The organism is Shewanella sp. MEBiC00475, assembly GCF_005234075.1.
GTDB lineage: Bacteria > Pseudomonadota > Gammaproteobacteria > Enterobacterales > Shewanellaceae > Shewanella > Shewanella polaris.
This window is the reverse complement of record NZ_CP039928.1, coordinates 1,946,758-1,968,661: the sequence shown is the minus strand read 5'-3', so window position 1 is coordinate 1,968,661 and position 21,904 is coordinate 1,946,758. Positions and strand designations below refer to the sequence as shown.

Sequence of the window (21,904 nt, the reverse complement as noted above, 5' to 3'; positions counted from 1 at the left end):
CAGCGTATTAATATTGGTCAATACACGAACTGACTGTTTGGTAATTTTATTTCGTAAAAATGTTACATTCATGTAATGACATAAAACCTAAATCAACAATCACTTAATACAAGCGTGATAAATCATTTTCTTAATTAAATCGACCGTTGGTGTTAAGTACTCTAAGCCAATAAATTCGTCTGGCTGGTGGGCTTGATTAATGCTTCCTGGGCCGAGAACCAGAGTTTGGCAACCTAGCTTGTTTATATAAGGTGCTTCAGTCGAATAATTCACCACTTCGGCTTCGTTACCAGACAGCTCTGCCACTAATTTAGTCCATGGATTATCTGCTTTTCCAGCAAATGATTCAGCCCCTGGATACAAGGTGCTGACACTAATGCTACCAGGATACTCCTTACTGATATCTGATAAGTAGTGCAGTACCATTAATTCGAGTTCAGCTAACTCCATACCGGGCAATGGGCGAATATCTAAGTGCAAATCGCAACAACCACAAATACGGTTAGCTGCATCACCGCCATGAATATGACCAAAGTTCATGGTAGGGTAAGGCACTGTAAATGCATCTTCGCGGTAGTTTTCACTTAAATGCTGCTTAAGTTTCATTAATTGACTAATCACTTTATGCATAACTTCAATGGCATTTAAGCCGCGGGCCGGATCTGATGAATGACCGCTACGACCAATGACATGGATCCCTTGAGCTATTTGCCCTTTATGCATATATACCGGCTTTAAGCTGGTGGGTTCACCAATAACGGCAAAGTCAGGGGCGACAACCTTTGAATCCGCAAATGCTTTGGCGCCACTCATGGTTGTTTCTTCGTCAGCACTAGCAAAAATAGTCAATGGACGTTTAAATTGATCAAGTGGCATGTCTTTTAATGCTTCAAGTACTAAAGCAAAAAAACCTTTCATGTCACACGTACCCAATCCATACCAACGATTGTTTTTTTCTACCATCTCAAATGGGCTTTGGCTCCATAGTCCTTCATCAAAAGGCACTGTGTCGGTGTGACCCGCAAGCAATAATCCACCGCTGCCTGAGCCAATTCTAGCAATTAGATTCTGTTTATTACGCGAATCGGCAACCGTGGGAGTTTCACATTCAAAACCAAGTTCACTGAACCAATTTTGCAACAAGTTAATAACTGCATGGTTACTCATATCATGTTCAGCTTCGAGTGCACTGATTGATGGAGCTGCAATCAGCTGTGTAAAACAACTTTTTAGATCTGGTAGTGTGCTCATGGGTTACCTTAAAAAATAATGTGTAAAATACTTATTCACATATATTGCATAATTAATATCTTGTGGTAGTCTAGCAAACAGCATTAACCGACACCATAAATAGAACGTTAGAAATGAAAATAAATATGTGCTTTCACACTGCTAAAACCACTATATCAATAATCAACGCGAACTTCCTGCGACGATAGTTAAATATTAGGCGGCTCCCGTCTAAATAGGCTATGCTGACACTTTCTCTCAATCATTATCAAAAAGAAACCAAACTTATGAAAAGCATCGCAATTATTGGCGCTAGTGGTTATACCGGCGCACAAATTACCTCGTTGATTAATGCCGACAGTCACTTCAGTGTACAAGGGTTGTATGTGTCGGAAAACAGTTTAGATAAAGGCCGTAAATTAGCAGATCTATATCCTACTTATAGCCATATGGCTTATACGCTATCGCCGTTATCGGATGAAGCAAAAAAGCAGATTGTTGCCGAAGCCGATGCAGTGATTTTAGCGACTGAGCATTCAGTAAGCTTAGAGCTTGCGGCATGGTTTTATCAACAAGGGCTAGCGGTATTTGATTTAAGCGGAGCTTATCGTTTTGCCGATGTTGCTCAGTACCCTAAATGGTATGGTTTTGAACATACTCATCCTGAAGTATTAGCTGAAGCGGTATATGGGTTAGCAGAATGGAATCGCGAAAAAATTAAACAAACCAGAATGATTGCCGTAGCAGGTTGCTACCCAACGGCATCTTTATTGGCATTAAAACCACTCAAGCCGTTTTTAACTTCTATGTATCCGGTTATCAATGCCGTTAGTGGCGTCACTGGTGCAGGACGTAAAGCACAATTGCACACTAATTTCTGCGAAGTCAGCCTAACACCATACGGTGTATTAGGTCACAGACATCAACCTGAAATAGCGACTCATTTGGGTCAAGAAGTGATTTTCACGCCGCATCTAGGCAACTTTAAGCGTGGTATTTTGGCGACTATTACCGTGCAGCTAAAACCGGGTACTACCGAAACTGACGTAGAAAAAGCCTATAGCGTATATGACAGCGAGCCAATAGTGACAGTTAAACACAATATGTTCCCTAAAGTTGATGATGTGGTGCACACACCTAATTGTCATATAGGTTGGAAGTATGATGCTAATAGTGGTTATTTAGTGGTCGCCAGTGCAATTGATAATTTAATGAAAGGTGCTGCTAGCCAAGGGCTACAGTGCATGAAAATCCATTTCGGTGTGTAATCGAGTTGCATTAGCAAAGGAATAACAATAATGGCTACAAAATCAGTATTAGTGTTAAAAGTCGGTGGCGCATTACTTCAATGTGAAATGGGTATGGCGCGTTTAATGACCGCTGCAGCAGAAATGCTTGCTGCGGGTCAACAAGTGATATTAGTGCATGGTGGTGGTTGTTTGGTCGACGAACAATTAACGGCTAATGGTAAAGAAACGGTTAAATTAGATGGTTTACGAGTTACGCCAGAAGATCAAATTCCTATTATTGTGGGTGCATTAGCGGGTACCTCGAACAAAATTTTACAAGCTGCGGCAGCCAAAGCTGGCATTATTAGTGTGGGCATGAGTTTAGGCGATGGCAACACGGTAACGGCTAAAATTAAAGATGAGCGTTTAGGGCTAGTGGGCGAAGTTGAACCCAAAGACGCCACCTATTTAAACTTTATATTAAGCCAAGGTTGGATGCCAATTTGCAGTTCGATTGCAATTTCCTGTCAAGGTGAAATGTTAAATGTTAACGCAGATCAAGCCGCGACAGCCTTAGCTAAATTAGTTAACGGTATGCTAGTGCTGTTATCCGATGTGTCGGGTGTGCTAGATGCTAAAGGCCAGCTAATTAGTAGCTTAAACAAAAGTGAAATTGAATACTTAGTCGCCCAAGGGGTGATTGAGAAAGGCATGAAAGTTAAAGTGGAAGCCGCTTTGGAAGTTGCTCAATGGATGGGAAAACCTGTGCAAGTAGCTTCATGGCGCGACGCCGAACAGTTAAAAACCTTAGTTAAAGGTGGGTCCGTCGGGACTCAAATACAACCTTAATGGAGTAGTAGAATATGCAGCACCTATTGTCGATAAAAGAGTTAACTCAATCTCAGCTTTTAGCCATTATTGATCTGGCTAAAAAAATTAAGAATAACCCCGCTGAGTACCGTCGTGCCTTAGATGGAAAAAGCGTTGTGATGCTATTTGAAAAGCCATCACTGCGCACCCGAGTCAGCTTTGACATTGGCATTAATAAATTAGGTGGTCACTGCTTATACTTAGACCAACAAAATGGTGCATTGGGACAACGTGAAACGGTTGCTGATTTTGCGACAAACATTTCATGTTGGGCCGATGCCATTGTTGCCAGAACATATTCACACACAACCATCGAAAAATTAGCTCAACATGGCAGCGTACCGGTCATTAATGCTTTATCTGACTTGTATCATCCATGCCAAGCGTTAGCTGACTTTTTAACACTATCAGAACAGTTTGATGATGTCAGCCAAGCCAAATTAGCTTATGTTGGTGATGGTAATAATGTCACGCATTCATTGATTTATGGCGCTGCGATTTTAGGCATGACCATGACAGTGATTTGCCCAGAAGGCGCATTTCCTGACGCTCTTATTGTGACTGAAGCTCAGGCATTAGCACAAAAGAATGGTGGTAAATTAACCCTAAGTGCTGACATTAATGCCATAGAGGGTCATGATGCAATTTACACTGACACATGGATTTCCATGGGTGATGAAACACCGCTTGCCGATATTAAAGCCCGTTTTGCACCGTACCAAGTTAATAGTGAGCTAATGGCTCAAGCTGGCGCCAAATTCTTTATGCATTGTTTACCAGCACATCGTGGTGTAGAAGTGACTGATGAAGTGATGGATGGCGAAGGCTCATTGATTTTACATCAAGCAGAAAATCGCATGCATGCGCAAAATGCAGTACTAGTGACCTTATTAAGTTAGTCACCTTATTTAAGTTATTCAAAAGATTAAGAAAATAGTGCCGATGGCGTTATTGAAATTGACCATATACGTAATTGATTCTAGGAAATAAACATGTCTAATGCAGTGAAAAAAACCGGTGTTAAAAAAGTGGTATTGGCATATTCGGGTGGTTTAGACACCTCAGCTATTATCCCGTGGCTAAAAGAAACCTATGACAACTGCGAAATCGTCGCATTTTGTGCCGATGTAGGCCAAGGCGAAGAAGAGTTAGTTGGCTTAACTGAAAAAGCCTTAGCTTCAGGCGCTTCTGAGTGCCATATCGTTGACCTAAAAGAAGAGTTTGTTGCTGATTATATTTACCCAACAATCGCAACGGGGGCCATTTACGAAGGCACTTACTTGTTAGGTACATCAATGGCGCGTCCTATTATTGCCAAAGCGCAAGTAGAAGTCGCACGTAAAGTTGGCGCCGATGCGGTATGTCATGGTTGCACCGGTAAAGGTAACGACCAAGTTCGTTTTGAAGGTTGTTTTGCCGCATTAGCACCAGATCTAAAAGTGATCGCGCCTTGGCGTGAATGGGAAATGCGTAGCCGTGAAGACTTACTCGATTACCTTGCTGAGCGTAATATTAAAACCAGCGCATCAGCGACCAAAATTTATAGCCGTGATGCCAATGCATGGCACATTTCGCATGAAGGTGGCGAGTTAGAAGATCCATGGAATGAACCATCAAAAGGCGTGTGGACACTAACAGTTGCACCAGAAGATGCACCAAACGAGCCTGAATATGTCTCGTTAGCGATTAAAAATGGTCGTGTGACCCATGTCAATGATGAAGCATTATCACCCTATGCTGCACTCATGAAGCTAAACGACATTGCAGGCAAGCACGGTGTAGGTCGTATCGACATTACAGAAAACCGTTTAGTGGGCATGAAGTCTCGTGGTTGTTATGAAACACCAGGCGGCACAGTAATGTTTGCAGGTCTGCGTGCCATTGAAGAATTGGTACTAGATAAAACCAGCCGCACTTGGCGCGAGCAAATTGCTGGCCAAATGTCGCACCTAGTATACGACGGTCGTTGGTTTACACCTTTATGTAAATCACTTATCGCAGCGTCAGAGTCATTAGCTGAATCCGTTAATGGTGATGTAGTGATTAAGCTTTACAAAGGTCAAGCGACAGCCGTTAAAAAGCGTTCGCCAAACAGTTTGTATTCAGAAGCTTTCGCAACGTTTGGTGAAGATGACGTATACGATCAAAAACATGCAGAAGGCTTTATCCGTTTGTATTCTTTAGCGAGCCGTATTCGCGCGCTAAACACTAAATAGATTTTACGCCAACGATATAAGGCGCTGCAAAGCGCCTTTCTTATAATGACTTTTGACAAACAGAGAGTCATTACAAGAAAGAGAATATAACCTACACCTAGATTATTGAACACCCAGTTCTTAAAACAGTTTTCAAAACAGAGGATACCGACATGGCGTTATGGGCGGAAGATTTCAGGGCGAAACCAGTGCACTTTTCAAGTTATTTAATGACTCACTGCCAGTGGATTATCGCTTATTTGAACAAGATGTTGTCGGTTCTATCGCATGGGCTGACGCCATTGCTAGCGTCGGTATTATTACTGCCAAAGAATGTACTGATCTAAAAGCAGCATTAAACGAATTGCTGGTGGAAGTAGGTAACGATACTCAAGCTATTATTAGCAACGGCGCTGAAGATATTCACAGCTTTGTGGAACAAAAGCTGATTGCCAAAGTGGGTGATTTAGGTAAAAAACTTCACACGGGCCGTTCACGTAATGACCAAGTTGCGACTGATTTAAAATTGTGGTGCAAAAAAGAAGGTGCAGCATTACTTGCTCGTTTAGGCACATTACATACTGAGTTAGTTGCATTAGCCGAGCGTGAAGTCGATGCAGTTATGCCGGGTTACACTCATTTACAGCGTGCACAGCCGGTTACTTTTGGTCACTGGGCGTTAGCTTATGTGGAAATGTATGAGCGTGACATTAGCCGTCTGCAAGATGCATTAAGCCGTGCCGATTCATGTCCGTTAGGTTCAGGCGCATTGGCGGGCACAGCATATCCGATTGATCGCCATGCGTTAGCATCAGCGTTAAACTTTGCTCGACCAACCTTAAACAGTTTAGACAGTGTGTCGGACCGTGACCACGTAGTTGAATTATGCAGCGCTGCGTCAATCAGCATGATGCATTTAAGCCGTATGGCCGAAGATTTAATATTCTTCAACTCTGGTGAAGCTAACTTTATCTCACTAGCCGATGAAGTCACTTCTGGCTCATCACTGATGCCACAAAAGAAAAACCCAGATGCGTTAGAGCTTATTCGTGGTAAAACCGGCCGTGTTTATGGCAGCTTAATGGGAATTTTAACCACAATGAAAGCCTTGCCATTGGCTTACAACAAAGACATGCAAGAAGATAAAGAAGGCTTATTTGACGTGGTCGACAGCTGGGCTATTTGCTTAGATATGGCGGCACTAGTATTGTCTGGCTTAAAAGTAAATCGTCCACAAGCCTTGGTAGCCGCTCAACAAGGTTATGCTAATGCAACCGAATTAGCTGATTATCTTGTCGCTAAAGGCATGCCGTTCCGTGAAGCGCATCATGTGGTGGGCGAAGTGGTGGTATTTGCCATTGACCAGCAAAAGCCAATTGAAGACTTAACCGTAGCTGAGTTACAACAGTTTGCTAAAGTGATTAGTGACGATGTTTATCCTAACTTAACCATTAAAGCCTGTTTAGAAAAACGTGATGTATTAGGTGGCACCGCCATCAATCAAGTGCAAGCTGTTATCGCGGCTAAAAAATCTTAATTATCCTTAGCTTGGGTTAAGAAATGAGATAATAATTGACGTTAAGTACATATTTGTATAATTAAGCGTTGAATGAATGCCTATAAAAGCCCTGTCGATATTAGTCGATGGGGCTTTTGTGTTTAATCACTCAGACCGATTATGCATAGCGTTTATGTTATTAGTGTTAATAGCCTCTAAGGTTGCCGCATGATTTTTCTGAATGTCATCTCAAATACTTTCGCCATATATTGTTGTGTAAAGGCTGTTTAAATAAGTTTTTATTCAATATTGGAGTAAAAGCTTAAAACATACGTGTTAATTCCTCCTTTTCGGCTTATACCCGCATGAGTGACTGCCTGTAAACATATCCCATGTTCCTTATCACAGACCGCTCAACTTGATTCAAACACCAAGGCTATTTGTGGCCTGTAAAGCCGAGTTTTTAAGGGTTGCATTGTTTTTTTTCTGCTCTATCTTGAAGCTGGAGTTGTAACAAAATAGATCAATTCGGCAACAAAAAACAAAAAACACAACCGCGGGCGCGAGCCGATGTAGCGAATAAATATGAGGGCAACCCATGAATAAAATAATGTTATTACTGTTAGCAGGGCTATTTAGTGGCGCAACACAGGCTGCCGTTGGCGGCTATCCAGTGGTATTAGTGCACGGCTTTCAACCTGATAATTTACAAAGCAAACCAACTGGGGAGATGGTGAGCGAAAATGGTGCTGAATATTGGGCACAGTATTGGCTTGACCGTGCAGACGAGCGGATTGATTGGCCGTCGCAAGAACGGATTGCGAGTAATATTACTAGCGAATATGTGTGGCCTAAGCTACAACAATTGTCACGTGCAGGGACATGTGACAGCGGTTGTGTGTTTGTGACCCATTCCACCGGCGATTTAGTGATGCGTTATATTATCGATAATCAAGCATTATGGTTACAAAATACCGGTTTAACTCCGCTTAATATTGTGACCACATTCGACTTTTCTGGCGCGGGTGGAGGGGTCGAATTGGCTGATTTAGCGGTTAATGTTGCCAGTGGTACAGGTTTAATTAATAGCACATTAAAATTAGCAGTATCTTTATGGTTAGGTGAACTGCCGTCGTCATCCAATATTGGGGTGTTGAATGACTTACGAGTGAATACTGCACGCCAATTGGCAGCACTTCCCGACAGCCGCGTTCCGCGTTTACGTTTTGCAGGTGCCGGATCTGACTTTCTCGGTGTGACGGGGGCATTTTTACCCGGCGAAGATGATGGCGTTGTTGCCAGTCATTCTAGTTGTGGTGCTGCGACCGTTGGCAGTTACAACAGTTGTTCGCGCAGTGTTAAATTTGATGGCAAGTTCACCTCGACTAATGGCCCGAGCGGATTTATGCCTTATCACTACCCAATGTTGATGAGTGAAGGCTATAGCCATGGCGACACCATTTTAAATAGCGCCAAAGATGAGGTGACATCTGCCAATAGTAGTGCCAGTTATCTCAATGGCGATGACTTACAATTTACTACTTATGATGAAAAACGTGGCTGGTGGATATTTAGTTCACGTTATAGAGTGGTTAATAATTCAAATAAAACCAGTATGTCAGCACTTGTGTATCAGGCAGCTAACTAAGCGTATATGAAATATAAAAAAACCATTATAACGATAACCCTAATTACTACGGTTGTAGGATTTTGGGTTTACACTTCTGAGTCGGCACTTCAGCCGCCTCAGAGTGCGGCTGTTATCGAGCAGGAAGATACTGTGCCGACCAAGCCTAACGTGGTAAAACACAGGCAAGCTAAAACGATGACCGAGGTTGAAAAGCTTCCACAATCGATCAGTGACAGTTTTCAGTTCATGGCAGAGGCTTATGCTAGCGAACTTGAGTTGCCGTCTTACTCAATGCCATTATCGGTTAATGATATGCACTTACTTAACCCAAATGCTTATATTCCTCAACCGGTGCAGCTTCAAGATGGAGCCAATGCCAGTATTGTGTTGCCCAAGTATCGTTTTAGTTTCCCTGAACCTGTGGTCATTAATCTTGTGGTTAATGGCTTAGTTGTTACTGGGGCAAGTGCTGCGCTACACAGTGAACTTGCTGGTGGGTCTGATGCATTAATTAGCGAAGCCATGCTAGGCAATAATGGCAAATGGACTATAAAACTCAATGCTGAAGAGGATTGGAATGGTCCAATGGAGGTCAGTGTTACCTTTAGTGCTAAGGGTAAAAAACAAACCTTAAAAACAGGCATAGAATATAGCCACCCTACGGCAATCATAACCGGAGTCGGGGATATACGCGCAGCAGGCAGTGATATGTTAATCCCGGTTAAATTGGACGTTGAGCAAGCCGGTTATTATCGGTTACGTGCCAATCTATATACAGCAGATAAGCAGCCGATTGCACTGCTAACAGGTTCAGACAAGTTGACGGAAGGCTCTGTAGAGCTGGACCTTAAAGCCTATAAAGGGGTGTTAGCACAATATAAAGGTCCTTATGTTCTGAGTACATTTGTATTGGAGCGCCGTCCAGCAGTACCCGGTGAGTTAACTCAGTACGGCCACAGTGAGGAACCTGCCTACGAGTTAGGTGACTTTGCTGTTGAGTCGTTATCTGATGAGCCATGGCAACCCGATGAACAAGAAATGCAGCGACTTGAGTTTTTGCAAGAAATGGCAGGAGACTAGGGTTTAACCATTGTTGCTTACATTATCTAAAGCCCGCGTTAGCCAATAACGAGGGCTTTTTTATGCGTGAATAACTTCAAAATAGCTATGTTTACAGCATTAATTCGTGCAAATAAGTAATAGAGGTAATGACTATAAATAGATAATCCGCTTGGTTTCTTAATTGTTTCAACAGTTTCAATGTGTTTTTTGTAATCAGTTCTATACTGAAATTGGTTTCACTATTTATTTAAGACAATGCACTTTGATAACGATAATTCGAAATTTGGAGGAGATATGTTTTTAGATTATTTTGCGTTAGGGATTATATTTTTTGTAGTGATATTTATTTTTTACGGAATTATTGCGATTCATGATATCCCTTACGAGATCGCTAAAAAACGCAATCATCCACAGCAAGATGCGTTGCATATTGCTGGCTGGGTAAGCTTGTTTACGTTGCATGCTATTTGGCCATTTTTATGGATTTGGGCCACGTTATACCGCGAAGATAGAGGTTGGGGGTTTAGTGATTCGAGAAAGCGAGAATTAATACTCGAAGGTGAAGTTAAAGAGCTAATGAATGACGTCGCATTGTTAACGGATCGTTTATCGCTATTAGAGCAAGGTTCTGCCGTCACAGCTCCTCCCGTTTCAGATGAACACTCACAAGAGGTATAGACATGGACTTACTACTCATACTGACTTATACCGCATTTTGTATCGCAGTTTTTAAAGTATTTAAAATTCCGTTAACCAAATGGACTGTGCCTACGGCCATTCTTGGCGGAATTGTATTAATTGGTACTTTATTAATTTTAATGAATTATAACCATCCCTATTCGAGATTTGCTCGCGAGTATTTTGTCACCATTCCAATTGTGCCCGCAGTTAAAGGATTGGTGATAGAAGTCAATGTTAAGCCGAACACACCAGTGAAAGAAGGTGAGGTGTTATTTAAAATTGACCCTACACCGTACCTTTCAATAGTTAAGCAAAAACAAGCGGCTCTAAAAGAAGCTGAGCTGCAAGTACCACAACTGGAAGCTGCTTTTCAAATAGCTGCTGCTAAAGTTGAACAAGCAACAGCAGATAAAGATCGTACTGAATCAGTCTATCGTCGCTATGAAGACGGTCGCAAAAAAGCAGGGCGTAATTCACCGTTTACTGAGCTTGAACTCGACAATCGTCGCCAGTTATATATAGCTTCATCTGCGCAACTTGATGCAGCTTTAGCAGAGGGACTGCGGACTCGTTTGGCATATGAGTCAAATATTGACGGTGTTAATACGAAAGTGGCAGGTCTACAAGCTGAACTCGCCAAGGCTGAGTATGACTTACAGCAAACCGTTGTCAGAGCCCCAGCCGATGGTGTAGTGACTCAGTTAGCACTACGAAAAGGCGCTATGGCTGTGCCTTTTCCTTTACGCCCCGCGCTGACGTTTATTCCTGATGAGACAAGATATTTTGCTGGCGCTTTTTGGCAAAACTCATTGTTACGCCTTAAAGAAGGTGATGAAGCTGAAGTGATAGTTGATGCCATGCCTGGGCAAGTGTTTAAAGGTAAAGTTGCCAAAGTCCTACCCGCAATGGCAGAAGGTGAGATCCAGTTTAGTGGTAATTTACAGTCATCAAATATGTTGTTTCAACGCGGTCGAGTGTTGGTGTTGATTGAGCTCGAAGATGATGTAATCAGACAATCGTTACCCGCTGGTGTTGCAGGACAAGTAGCAATTTATACCGATCATTTTAGCCATGTCGCGGTAATGCGAAAGGTATTATTAAGAATGCAGGGCTGGTTAAATTACTTGTTTGCTGAAGGACATTAACCTTAGTGTCTGAGGCATGCGTGGCGGATTGCCATAGTTAAGTCATAGTGTGGGGTTATTCACCTTGCGCTAGTTGTACTTGGTTACGCCCGCCACGTTTGGCGCAATACATGGCCTTGTCTGCTCGGCTAAAAAGATCTTGTATTACGTTGTCTCCGGCACTTAATGAACTTACGCCTATAGACACTGTAACGTTAATGTTTTTATTTGTTTGAGTGGTATGAAATGAGTATTTGGCAATATGATCTCGAACACGCTCAGCAATGATCATTGCACCTTCATCGTCGGTCATCGGTAAGATGATGGTAAACTCCTCACCACCTATTCTGTATAAAGAATCCGATTGTCGCAGTAAATCAGTGCATATTTGGGAAAATTGTTTGAGTATGCTATCTCCGCCATCATGACCAAAATTGTCATTAATCACTTTAAAGTAATCTATGTCGATAACCAATAATGATAACGGCTGGTCAAACCTTATGGCTCTGGCACATTCTTGTTTTGCCAGCTGGTTATATGAGCGACGATTATGCACGCCTGTTAATTGGTCCGTATTAACTAAACTTTCAATATGCTGATGAGCATTTTCTAATGATTTTTGGGCTTGCTTTAACAGCGTGATGTCGACACCCATAATGATAATGTTACCGCTATCTAAATTAATCCGAGTCATTTTAAACCAGCGGCCGTCTAATAAATCGGTTTCATATTGGTTGAGAGCTTTTTCTGTATGCAGTTTATGAAGATTATCAAGCCATTGTTCAAAGTCGTTGGTATTAATCACTACACCTTGCTTGGCTTCCCAAGCGTGACGCAATAAGTCGCTCGACTTCTTACCTATGGCTTGTTCTTTAGTGACGCCAAAAATACTAGCATAATGCTGATTACAATAGATAACTTCTTTATCACTATTGATTACACCTAAACAATTTGGAGTGACTTCTATACCTTCTAGCAGTATGGATTCTAAATTGACAGGTGGACGGTGTGGCATAAGATACTCAACAATGTGACAATACTTGGGCGTAATTATAAGGGAAAAACATTACTTTTTGGTAATAAACTAACCAGTGCGATTGCTCTGTTGCTGAAGGAATAAAGCTTGGCTACTGTTTTTATTGACGTTTTTAAAATCGAGTAGGAAGAAATAAAATTATTTATTTCTCAGTCTAAGGAATGACAGCGACCAAGTGTAGCAGACATAAAAAAGCCCAGTCATTATCACTAAGACTGGGCTGTTAAAGCAGATAAATTACGCTTTAGTTAACGCGCTTTTTACGTCGCTAGGCTTCATCGGAATTTTACGTAAACGTACACCGACTGCATTGTAGATTGCATTAGCAATAGCTGGAGCAACAGGGGTTACTGCCGGTTCACCTAAGCCAGATGGTGGCATTTTACTTGGGATAAACTCGATTTTAACGTCTGGAGTTTGGCCTAAGCGCAGTGGGGTATAGGTATCGAAGTTTGAGTCTTTATACTGACCATTAAGCAGTTCAGTACCTTCATACAAGGCCATCGATAATCCCCACAATGCCGCACCCTGACATTGGGCTTCAGCTCCATTAGGATCAACAATAATACCGGCATCGATGGCAATATAAAGCTTTTGCACATTGACAATACCGTTGCTTTTGTCGACATGAACTTGTACTGCACACGATACCCATGTTGGCATGTCACGTTCTTGACCAAAGGTTGATGCAATGCCAAGCGCTGTGTCTTTGGCTTGCGGAGTGCCCCAGCCAATCATCTCAGCAGCTTTTTTCAATACTGCGGCTTGGCGAGCCGCGCCACCTTCAGCAACGGGTGTGCTACCAGCATTTCGGCCTTCGGCAATAAGCATGTCTAGGCGGAACTGCAATGGATCTTTACCCGCGTGATGGGCAGCTTCATCCATAAAGCTTTCAACTGCCCAACTTGTCCAACCCGGTCCAACAGAACGCAACCAACCTGGTCTGAAGGTCGCAATAGCCAGATCATTCGATACCGCGCGTACTTTTTGAGCACCAACAGTGTACCAATGGTCTGCTCCGGCAATCGAAAACGGATCATACGGTTCGCCATTGGTGCCTTTAGGCATAAACCCTGGCGCTAATACTTGAGTTGGCCAACCTGCAGTGGCGTGATGTTCCATTGCGGTAACTGCTTTTTTGTCATCAAATGCCATTTTTAACTGTTGAACAGATGCAGAACGCGCACTGTCAAATAGCATGTCTTGTGGACGTATCATCACCATTTTAACCGGTTTACCACCTAAGGCTTTAGAGGTCAACGCAGCAGGAATGGTATAGTCGCCGTTAAGTCTGCGGCCAAAACCACCACCTAACATGTAGGTACGAATAACAATGTTCGCTTCTTCTTCACCTAATGCCGCGGCTAATACGGGGAGGGTTAGTGATTGCCACTGGCAACCTGAATGCACTTCCCAAATGCCGTCTTGGTTTTTAAATACCAAAGCATTAAGCGGTTCCATTTGCGCATGGAGTACTGTGCTGGTGATATATTCTTCTGCAATGGTACTATTCGCACTCGCAAATACTGGACCAGTGTCAGTATTGCCAGTGTCTAAAATACTGCCTTTGGTTTGGTCGCCAAGTAATTGCTTACCATGAGCAATAATGTCTGCTTCAGACACGTTGGCCGTTTTACCCGCATCCCATGTCACTTTAACGAGCTTAGAGGCTTTTTGCGCCGCATTAAAGCTGCTGGCGATAACCATTAACCAACCTGGCACACTGCCACTGGCATCATCTAGTACGATAGTTTGCTGATAACCCTTTACAGCTTTTGCTGCTGAGTCATCAAACTTAACCACTTTAGATCCATAACGTGTCGGCGGTAAAATAGGGTTGGCGTACACCATGCCATCAACTTTAGCGTCGATACCAAATATGGTTTTACCGTTGGTCTTGTTGGCGATATCAAGAGACGTCACCTGTTGGCCAACCAGTTTAAGATCGGCATTCGGTTTCAACGGCAGGGTTTTAAGTTCTTCTTCAGTAAATTGACGTGTTAAGCCCATGGTGACTAATTCACCGTAAGACAGCTCGCCTTTACTTGAAATAATTTTACCGTTACTGGCTGTACAGTCTTTTGCTGCAATACCCCATTTTTTAGCGGCAGCTTCAATTAAGGCTGTACGGCCCGCGGCTCCTGCTTGACGATACACTGGCCAGCTTTGTGAAATAGACCAACTACCACCTGTAACCATGTAACCCCAGCGAGGATCTGTGTCAACATGAATTATTTCGACATCATCCCATGAGGCTTCGAGCTCATCAGCAAGAATACGCGCAATAGCAGTACCAACATGTTGACCCATTTCTGAGCGCATAATGTTGACTTTAATTTTGCCGGCAGTATCGATTGAGTACCATAAAGAAGGTTCGTAAATGTCGCCTTCGCTTGGGAGTACTTTACCGTCTGGGCTGGCAGGATCCATCGCTGCCATCAAGTGGCGAGGGAAACCAAAGCTGACACCTACCGCTGTCATAGCAATTAAAAAACCACGGCGGGTTATACCAGCCGATCCACGTTTAGGCATTCTGCTCATCGTTGCTCTCCTTAATTGCGTTTGCGGCTTCATGAATAGCACCACGAATACGAACGTAGGTCATACAACGACATAAGTTTCCGCCCATCACAGCATCAATGTCTTTGTCTGAAGGTTCAGGAATATCTTTTAGTAGTGCTGCAGCTTGCATAATTTGGCCTGACTGGCAGTAACCACACTGTGGTACCTGGAGCTTTTGCCAAGAAACTTGTAATGGATGATCGCCCGTTTCAGAAAGCCCTTCAATCGTAGTTATTTCGGCTCCTTCAACTGACGATACTGGCGTAATACATGAGCGTGTAGCACGCCCGCCAACATGAACGGTACAAGCACCACAAGTACCAATACCGCAACCAAATTTGGTGCCGGTCATGTTGAGTTCGTCACGAATTACCCACAGTAGAGGGGTATCACTCTCTACATCGGCAGTCATCGGTTTGCCGTTTAAAATAAATTTTGCCATTGTCACTTCTCCAGTGAATTAGTGCTCAAATCGGGGTTGATTGCGGATCTCGCCCACTTGTTGTTGTAATTTCGGCCAGGTGTTTTCCCCAGCTGCTTGACGTAAATAAGCTGCTATAGCAGTAATGTCTTCATCGCTAAGTGCATCACGGAATCCTGGCATTACCACACCGCTAATTCCTTGATCGCTCCGGACACCATCCAGTATTACGTTAATCAAGTTAGTTGGTTTATCAAGATGGGTCGCTGAACCGATAGTAATTAATGGTCGGCCTTTAACTAATTGGTCGCTGCTGTAGTGGCATGCTTGGCAAGCTGTAGCATATAAACGTGCACCTTCATCAAGCCGTTGATCTGGCTGTTGATGTTGTGCCGTTATCGCAGCTTGTAAAGTGCTACTCGAGTCTGGCTCATCGGTATTATTGGTGCGGGCAAGGCTGGCAAAATAACCACTAATAGCTTGTAGATCGCTGTCTGGTAGAGCTGACAGGCCTTTGTGCATAACTGGCGCCATTGGACCTGCTGCACTACCATGATATGGAGAATTACCCGTGGTGAGGTATTCATAAAAATCTTGTGAACGCCAAGGAATTGGTGAAGTGCTAGTAGAGGTTAACGATGGTGCAATCCATCCATCGATGGCAGCACCTTGGTACATTTGTGCGTACTTTTCACCCCCTAAAGCATTACGTGGAGTATGACAGGCACCACAGTGAGCAATACCTTCAGCTAAGTAAGCACCTCTATTCCATTCAGCAGATTGCTTGTTGTTGACCTCAAAAGGTTGGGTGTCAGCAAATAGCAGTTTCCAGCCGGCTTGAAACCAGCGAATGTTAAGCGGAAATGGAATACCGTTTTCTTTTTTGACTTGGTTAACCGCAGGAACAGACGTCATGATATAAGCGTAAATAGCGTTAATGTCATCGTCGGTCATTTTATTAAAGTGTTCAAAAGGGAACGCTGGTAATAAATGGTGTCCATCGCGGCTCACACCTGTGCGCATGGCGCGAGCGAAAGCGGCTTGTGACCAGCTACCAATACCCGTTTCAACATCAGGGGTGATATTACTTGAATAAATGGTGCCAAAGTCGGTGTGCATTTCATAGTTACCAGCATAAGCCGTACCGCCTGGCGGAGTATGACAAGTACTACAATAACCTGCTGCAGCAAGGATTTTTCCGTGTTCGATAACTTGTGGAGAATAATCTGTTTGAGTGGGTACGACGGGATCAATTGCAGGGTGCCAAGCGTATAAACTGAATACACCAAGCCCAACAATAGCTGCACCACATACGCCGTAAACGATGCGTTTTAGCATATTACATTGCCTTATTTTAAATAAAAAATGATAAAGAGAAGGGAATATCTCATCTAACATTCCCTGTTCGACTTTGTATTATTATTATGATTGGTCAAATATTAATCCTAAGCAAGGGGAAGGCCTTTGTCCAGAAATGATATTGACTCATTTATTTATGTCTTAGTGTCACATAATACATCAGCAATGTGACGAGTAACACGAGGATTGTAAAAAAAGAACCTTTAGTTAGCTTACTGTTAAGTAAAGGTTTTTAAGGTTGCTTTTATGTTGCCGTAAACCTAGTTGTCTAAGGTTAGTATTAACGGCCATTCCGTTTGCTATTTTTTGATTGCCTCATCGGCATACTGATGCATGTGGTGAAATGACTTTTATATCAATATTGATAGTCATGACTACTGCAAAAGGTGTATCTATAAGGCTAAAAGATCACATATTGGATATTATTTATAAGCTTGGTTCATAATCAGCTTGTATTAAACAACTACATTCGGGATAATTAATGCAAATCATTATCATTTGCGTTAAATGGGTTGGGAATGTATCAGATGGAACTTATCAGTGTCTCTTCTTTATGGCTTGGCTGTTTGTTTGCTTATTTGGCATCCGATAAACAGCAGCTTTTGAGTTTGCCTTTCCCTAAATTATTAGCTTGGAGCTTATGTGGTGTAGCAGTGCTATTTGCAGTGTGGGGGTTTAGCCATACTTACAGCCTATTAGTTGCCAGTTTAATGGTGCTAATTTGTATGATGACAATGTGGATATTACTGGTGCTGGTGGCGTCGCATTATAAAGGTCGCAGTATTTGGGTGAGCTCGTTCGGCTTTGCGTTGTTTGTCAGCATTATGCTCGTTGGGGTTAAATAATTATGTGGCCCAAGTCGTTCGCCGCTTTTTTATGGGGATTACTACTGGCAATCAGTTTAATACTCATCGTTTTTCGAATATTACCCGCAGCTGTAGATGTAAAACTATTTGTTGGGCTAATGCTGGGTTTTTGTGTGTGGGTTGGGGTGATGGCATTCTGTTACAGCCGCAATAGCGCAAAGGCGGCGAGTGTCGTGTGCGTAAAATGGCTTGTGGCCAGTAGCTTTATCAATGCGTTGTTATTTTTTTCTCAAACCTAAGTTATGAATACCTCAATGAAATCTAATCCTCCCGTACAGCATAAAGTCATTAAAAATCTTATCGAAGCCCACAGTTGGCTTGGGTTAATTATTTCACCTTTATTGTTTTTGGTATTTTGGGCCGGCGCGGTGACCTTGTTTCACGATGAAGTTGCACAATGGGCCATCACGCCACATCATCCAGTCGATAACACCCAAGTAGATATTCCGTTAGCAACACTCGTTGAGCAAAAGTTGGCTGAATATCCGGTTGATTATAATGGTCGTTTTCGGATTAACATGCCTACCGAACTGGTGCCTTATTATATCTTTTATTTAGATGTTATTGGCGCACAATCGCCGTCTGATAGTCACTCAATGGCGATATTGGTCGATCCTAAAAGTGGTGACACAGTGGCGGGTAAAGATGATTTTTATCTATCACAGTTTATTTATCACCTGCATTACAACTTAGATCTACCCGGTGGTAGTTACCTGATTGGTATGGTGGCGTTGATATTTTTATTTGCACTGGTGTCAGGAATTTTTATCCATGCACGTAAATTACTGAAACATTTCTTTTTGTATCGAGTCGATAAACAGCGCCGGGATAAATTACTCGATCTCCATACCGTAGTAGGAGTGATGACCATTCCCTTTACCTTGATGTATGCGCTAAGCGGCTTGATCCTTAACTTGGCCATAGTGTTTCAATTGGCTTTTGTGGTGTTTATTTATCAGGGCGATCGACAAGCATTGTTTAATGATGCAGGTTTTAATCGTACCACTGAGCTTCGAAGTGAAACGCCACTGGGTATGGATAATGCGTTCAATTTAATTGAGCAAACTCAACAGAAACCTAACTTTGAATTACGTAATATTATTTTCCATCATTACGGTGCTGAAAATGCCTTAGTACAAGTGCGTGGTACCGATACAGCGAGTTTTGCTCAACGTGATGAAGTGACTTATCGAGTGCAAGATGGCAGCGTAATAAATAAAGTTAACGCCGATAACTATAATGTATTTCGTCAAGGTCGAGATGTGCTTGTGTCGTTGCATTTCAGTAACTTTGCTGGTGTAGATATTCGTATTTTGTACTTTATCTTGGCGATGGCGATCAGTGCCATGATTGTTGCGGGCAACATGTTATGGCTCGATAAACGTCGTGTTCAGCGCCAGTCTTCACCGCGCAGTATTGCTATCGTGACAGCAATGACGATTGGCGGTTGTGGTAGCATTATTGTGGCGACAGCAGTTGGTTTTTTGTGTGAACGGCTATTGCCTGCAACCTTATATGGACGAAGCGGATGGCTAGTGGGGTGTTTTGTCGCGTCACTGTTAGCTGTCATGTTATGCAGCTTAAAAGTGAATGATATTAAGCGTCATATTAGCAAGTTACTGTTGCTCACAAGTAGCATATTGATCATCACGATTGTGGCTGATTGGTTATTGTTTCCTGAGCAAATATTAGCGTTATGGCAAAATGGATACCATGGTGTCATAGGGGTACAGATTGGGATGGGATTAATGGTTGCCGTGTGTATTTTTACTGCCGTAAAACTGACTACTACCAATCAAACCGCTCGGCTAGAAAACGCAATCACAGTAAACTAATTGGCTTGTGTTATCAGTGACTGCTTTTGCCTGCGATAATCTATCGCAGGCAAAAGCAGTATTCACATAGCTATTAGGTTACGGTAAATCAAATATTAATGCAGTAGACTGGTCGTCTTGATTGTTTTTCAACGTGATCGTTTGTGCATCAGTTATCTTTACACCATCACCTGCAGCGAGTATTTCAGTGTCTACGACTAACTCACCAGCAACTTGATGCACATAGACTTTTCGTGTTGCTTCTACGGTGTAAATAAACTCTGAATGCGGTGCCAAAATCAGTTGCGACAAAGTCGAATTTTGCTTGATTTTCAGGGTACCATTTTCACCCGTTGGCGTAGCAATTGTTGTTAGACCCACTGTTTGACCAAAGTTTTTTTGCTGGTATCTAGGTGTATTACCTAAGGTATTTGGCTGGATCCAAATTTGTAAAAACTTCAGTGGTTCTGTAGCCGATGCATTGTACTCACTGTGAGTAATACCACTGCCAGCAGACATTAATTGGAACTCACCAGCTGGCAATACTTCAACATTGCCTTCACTGTCTTTATGGGCGATAGAGCCTTCAAGTACGTAGCTGATAATTTCCATGTCACGGTGGCCGTGAGTGGCAAATCCGGCACCAGGAGTGACGCTGTCATCATTGATGACTCGCAGTGCTGAAAAGCCCATTTGCTCTGGATCATAGTAGCTACCAAATGAAAAACTGTGTTTGCTGTCCAACCAACCAAAGTTGGCCTTTCCGCGTTCACTTGCAAGACGTAATGTAATCATAACTATCTCCTAAGGCACAATTAAAAAACTAAGCAGACGTTTGGTTTATTTAAGATAATTTATCGGTAATGGCGTTATCGATTGCGACCTTACCAGAACCAGAAAATGCGAGTGACACACTGGAGGCCAACAGTGCTAATGCAAATTCATAACCGTTGTTTGCCATAAATAAACCGTTGCTGATATGTACGCTAGCAATGGCGATTATCATAGTAAATGCGAGTACAGCCGCTGCTGGGCGGGTAAGTAAACCCAGTAAAATGAACAATCCACCTATCAATTCTGCTGAACCCGCTAAGAAAGCCATTAATACACCTGGCTCAATGCCAATCGATGCCATCCACTGCCCTGTACCTTCTAAGCCATAACCGCCAAACCATCCGAATAACTTTTGACCACCATGAGCCATAAAAATAACCCCAACAGGTAAACGTAATGCCAATGTGCTAAAACCTGCTGTAGAGTTTGTGATGCGTTTCAGGAGTGCTTTCATGGTATATATCCTCAATAAATTTAAACATTGTTTGTTTCTAGTGAGCCTCTCTCACTGGTTGATAAGAAGTATATTGGGACTTGATAGAATAAAAAATCGGAATAAACTGACGTTAAAGTTCAAATTATTTGAATATGGAGGAATGATGCAAAATTCGATCACTATCGACGCATTACGCGCCTTAGATGCAATTGAACGTAAGGGCAGTTTTGCTGCTGCAGCAGCATCGTTATATCGAGTGCCGTCAGCACTGACTTACACCATTAAAAAACTTGAAGATGATATGGGCACGGCATTATTTGACCGTACAAAGCAAAAAGCACAACTGACGCCCGCAGGTAAAATTGTATTAGAGCAAGGACGACAGATTTTGTTAGCCACCAATCGGTTGGTTGATTCTGTGCAACAATTAGAATCTGGTTGGGAAAGTGAAATACGGCTATCACGCGACACGGTTATCCCCCAGTGTAAGTTGTTTCAATTAATTGAACAATTTAATCAGCTAGAACACTCGGTCGACATTAGTGTGGATGTTGAAGCCGTAGGTGGTGGCTGGGATGCATTGCATAGTCGACGCGCCGATATTGTAATTGGTGCGTCTGGCGAGTTACCAAGAGGTGTGTTTCAAACCCATAAAATAGGCGAAATTGAATTTGTGTTTGCGGTTGCTCCACATCATCCATTAGCGTTTGTTGATGGCGTATTAGAAGCCGACAAACTAACAGACTATATTTCGGTGGTGGTCGCCGATACATCACAACTTTTACCTACTCGCAGTAGTGGTCTTTTTAAAAGCAAACAAGTGATTAAAGTTAACACCATGGAAACCAAGATAGCAGCACAGTTACAAGGTTTAGGGATTGGTTTTTTACCCAGACATATGGTGCAATGCTTTTTTGATAGTGGTGAGTTGATTGAAAAAACCTGTTCAATTCCAAGACAAAATCAAAGTTTGTATATTGCTTGGCATAAAGATCATCAAGGCCGCGCATTCGACTGGTTTGTGGAGCATTTACCTAAAGCCGATTGGGGATTATAA

General features: G+C 42.6%; 20 protein-coding genes. 13 read left to right on the top strand and 7 right to left on the bottom strand.

What is annotated here, in order from left to right; translation table 11 throughout:
* Window positions 1-99: 99 nt before the first annotated feature.
* Entirely contained in the window at window positions 100-1,251 is a 1,152-nt protein-coding gene (gene argE / locus FCN25_RS08675) for an acetylornithine deacetylase (RefSeq protein ID WP_137223838.1), read from the bottom strand.
* A gap of 266 nt (window positions 1,252-1,517) precedes the next feature.
* On the opposite strand from argE, the gene argC reads away from it, so the two are divergent.
* The 9 genes from argC (at window position 1,518) to FCN25_RS08630 (ending at window position 11,540) form a co-directional block, all read left to right on the top strand.
* Window positions 1,518-2,498, top strand: a complete 981-nt coding sequence (gene argC, locus FCN25_RS08670; RefSeq protein ID WP_137223836.1) for an N-acetyl-gamma-glutamyl-phosphate reductase — start codon at window positions 1,518-1,520, stop codon at window positions 2,496-2,498.
* A 30-nt stretch (window positions 2,499-2,528) separates the two neighbouring features.
* Entirely contained in the window at window positions 2,529-3,308 is a 780-nt protein-coding gene (gene argB / locus FCN25_RS08665) for an acetylglutamate kinase (RefSeq protein ID WP_137223834.1), read from the top strand.
* 14 nt (window positions 3,309-3,322) lie between these two features.
* Complete coding sequence (locus FCN25_RS08660; RefSeq protein ID WP_137223832.1) at window positions 3,323-4,228, top strand: ornithine carbamoyltransferase; 906 nt, start codon at window positions 3,323-3,325, stop codon at window positions 4,226-4,228.
* A 93-nt stretch (window positions 4,229-4,321) separates the two neighbouring features.
* Entirely contained in the window at window positions 4,322-5,545 is a 1,224-nt protein-coding gene (locus tag FCN25_RS08655; protein WP_137223830.1) for an argininosuccinate synthase, read from the top strand.
* Window positions 5,546-5,705: 160 nt separating this feature from the next.
* Entirely contained in the window at window positions 5,706-7,061 is a 1,356-nt protein-coding gene (argH, locus tag FCN25_RS08650) for an argininosuccinate lyase (RefSeq protein WP_137223828.1), read from the top strand.
* 559 nt (window positions 7,062-7,620) lie between these two features.
* Complete coding sequence (locus FCN25_RS08645; protein WP_137223826.1) at window positions 7,621-8,670, top strand: hypothetical protein; 1,050 nt, start codon at window positions 7,621-7,623, stop codon at window positions 8,668-8,670.
* A gap of 6 nt (window positions 8,671-8,676) precedes the next feature.
* The gene (locus tag FCN25_RS08640) at window positions 8,677-9,732 is read left to right on the top strand and encodes a hypothetical protein (protein ID WP_137223824.1); all 1,056 of its coding nucleotides are present in this window, start codon (window positions 8,677-8,679) and stop codon (window positions 9,730-9,732) included.
* A 276-nt stretch (window positions 9,733-10,008) separates the two neighbouring features.
* Entirely contained in the window at window positions 10,009-10,392 is a 384-nt protein-coding gene (locus FCN25_RS08635) for a DUF3302 domain-containing protein (RefSeq protein ID WP_137223822.1), read from the top strand.
* Window positions 10,393-10,394: 2 nt separating this feature from the next.
* Complete coding sequence (locus tag FCN25_RS08630) at window positions 10,395-11,540, top strand: HlyD family secretion protein (protein ID WP_137223820.1); 1,146 nt, start codon at window positions 10,395-10,397, stop codon at window positions 11,538-11,540.
* A 55-nt stretch (window positions 11,541-11,595) separates the two neighbouring features.
* On the opposite strand, the gene FCN25_RS08625 is transcribed toward FCN25_RS08630, so the two are convergent.
* From FCN25_RS08625 to FCN25_RS08610, 4 genes are all read right to left on the bottom strand, one after another.
* Window positions 11,596-12,534 (bottom strand): sensor domain-containing diguanylate cyclase, encoded by a 939-nt coding sequence (locus FCN25_RS08625; RefSeq protein WP_137223818.1) that lies wholly within the window; start codon window positions 12,532-12,534, stop codon window positions 11,596-11,598.
* 258 nt (window positions 12,535-12,792) lie between these two features.
* Entirely contained in the window at window positions 12,793-15,096 is a 2,304-nt protein-coding gene (locus FCN25_RS08620) for a xanthine dehydrogenase family protein molybdopterin-binding subunit (protein WP_137223816.1), read from the bottom strand.
* Complete coding sequence (locus tag FCN25_RS08615; protein WP_137223814.1) at window positions 15,080-15,559, bottom strand: (2Fe-2S)-binding protein; 480 nt, start codon at window positions 15,557-15,559, stop codon at window positions 15,080-15,082. The genes FCN25_RS08620 and FCN25_RS08615 overlap by 17 nt, the downstream gene beginning before the upstream one ends.
* 18 nt (window positions 15,560-15,577) lie before the next feature.
* Window positions 15,578-16,876 (bottom strand): cytochrome c, encoded by a 1,299-nt coding sequence (locus FCN25_RS08610; RefSeq protein WP_137223812.1) that lies wholly within the window; start codon window positions 16,874-16,876, stop codon window positions 15,578-15,580.
* A gap of 548 nt (window positions 16,877-17,424) precedes the next feature.
* Here FCN25_RS08610 and FCN25_RS08605 point away from each other — a divergent pair.
* From FCN25_RS08605 to FCN25_RS08595, 3 genes are read left to right on the top strand one after another with little or no spacing between them, the layout of a single operon-like run.
* Window positions 17,425-17,742: a hypothetical protein gene (locus FCN25_RS08605; protein WP_137223810.1), complete on the top strand. Its 318-nt coding sequence runs from the start codon at window positions 17,425-17,427 to the stop codon at window positions 17,740-17,742.
* A gap of 2 nt (window positions 17,743-17,744) precedes the next feature.
* Entirely contained in the window at window positions 17,745-18,002 is a 258-nt protein-coding gene (locus FCN25_RS08600; protein ID WP_137223808.1) for a hypothetical protein, read from the top strand.
* A gap of 15 nt (window positions 18,003-18,017) precedes the next feature.
* Entirely contained in the window at window positions 18,018-19,598 is a 1,581-nt protein-coding gene (locus tag FCN25_RS08595; protein WP_175405844.1) for a PepSY domain-containing protein, read from the top strand.
* 78 nt (window positions 19,599-19,676) lie between these two features.
* On the opposite strand, the gene FCN25_RS08590 is transcribed toward FCN25_RS08595, so the two are convergent.
* Together FCN25_RS08590 and FCN25_RS08585 are read right to left on the bottom strand one after the other, a co-directional pair.
* Window positions 19,677-20,372: a pirin family protein gene (locus FCN25_RS08590; RefSeq protein ID WP_137223804.1), complete on the bottom strand. Its 696-nt coding sequence runs from the start codon at window positions 20,370-20,372 to the stop codon at window positions 19,677-19,679.
* A 49-nt stretch (window positions 20,373-20,421) separates the two neighbouring features.
* Window positions 20,422-20,865, bottom strand: coding sequence for a DoxX family protein (locus FCN25_RS08585; RefSeq protein ID WP_137223802.1), 444 nt, complete (start codon window positions 20,863-20,865; stop codon window positions 20,422-20,424).
* A 145-nt stretch (window positions 20,866-21,010) separates the two neighbouring features.
* On the opposite strand from FCN25_RS08585, the gene FCN25_RS08580 reads away from it, so the two are divergent.
* The gene (locus tag FCN25_RS08580; protein WP_137227369.1) at window positions 21,011-21,904 is read left to right on the top strand and encodes a LysR family transcriptional regulator; all 894 of its coding nucleotides are present in this window, start codon (window positions 21,011-21,013) and stop codon (window positions 21,902-21,904) included.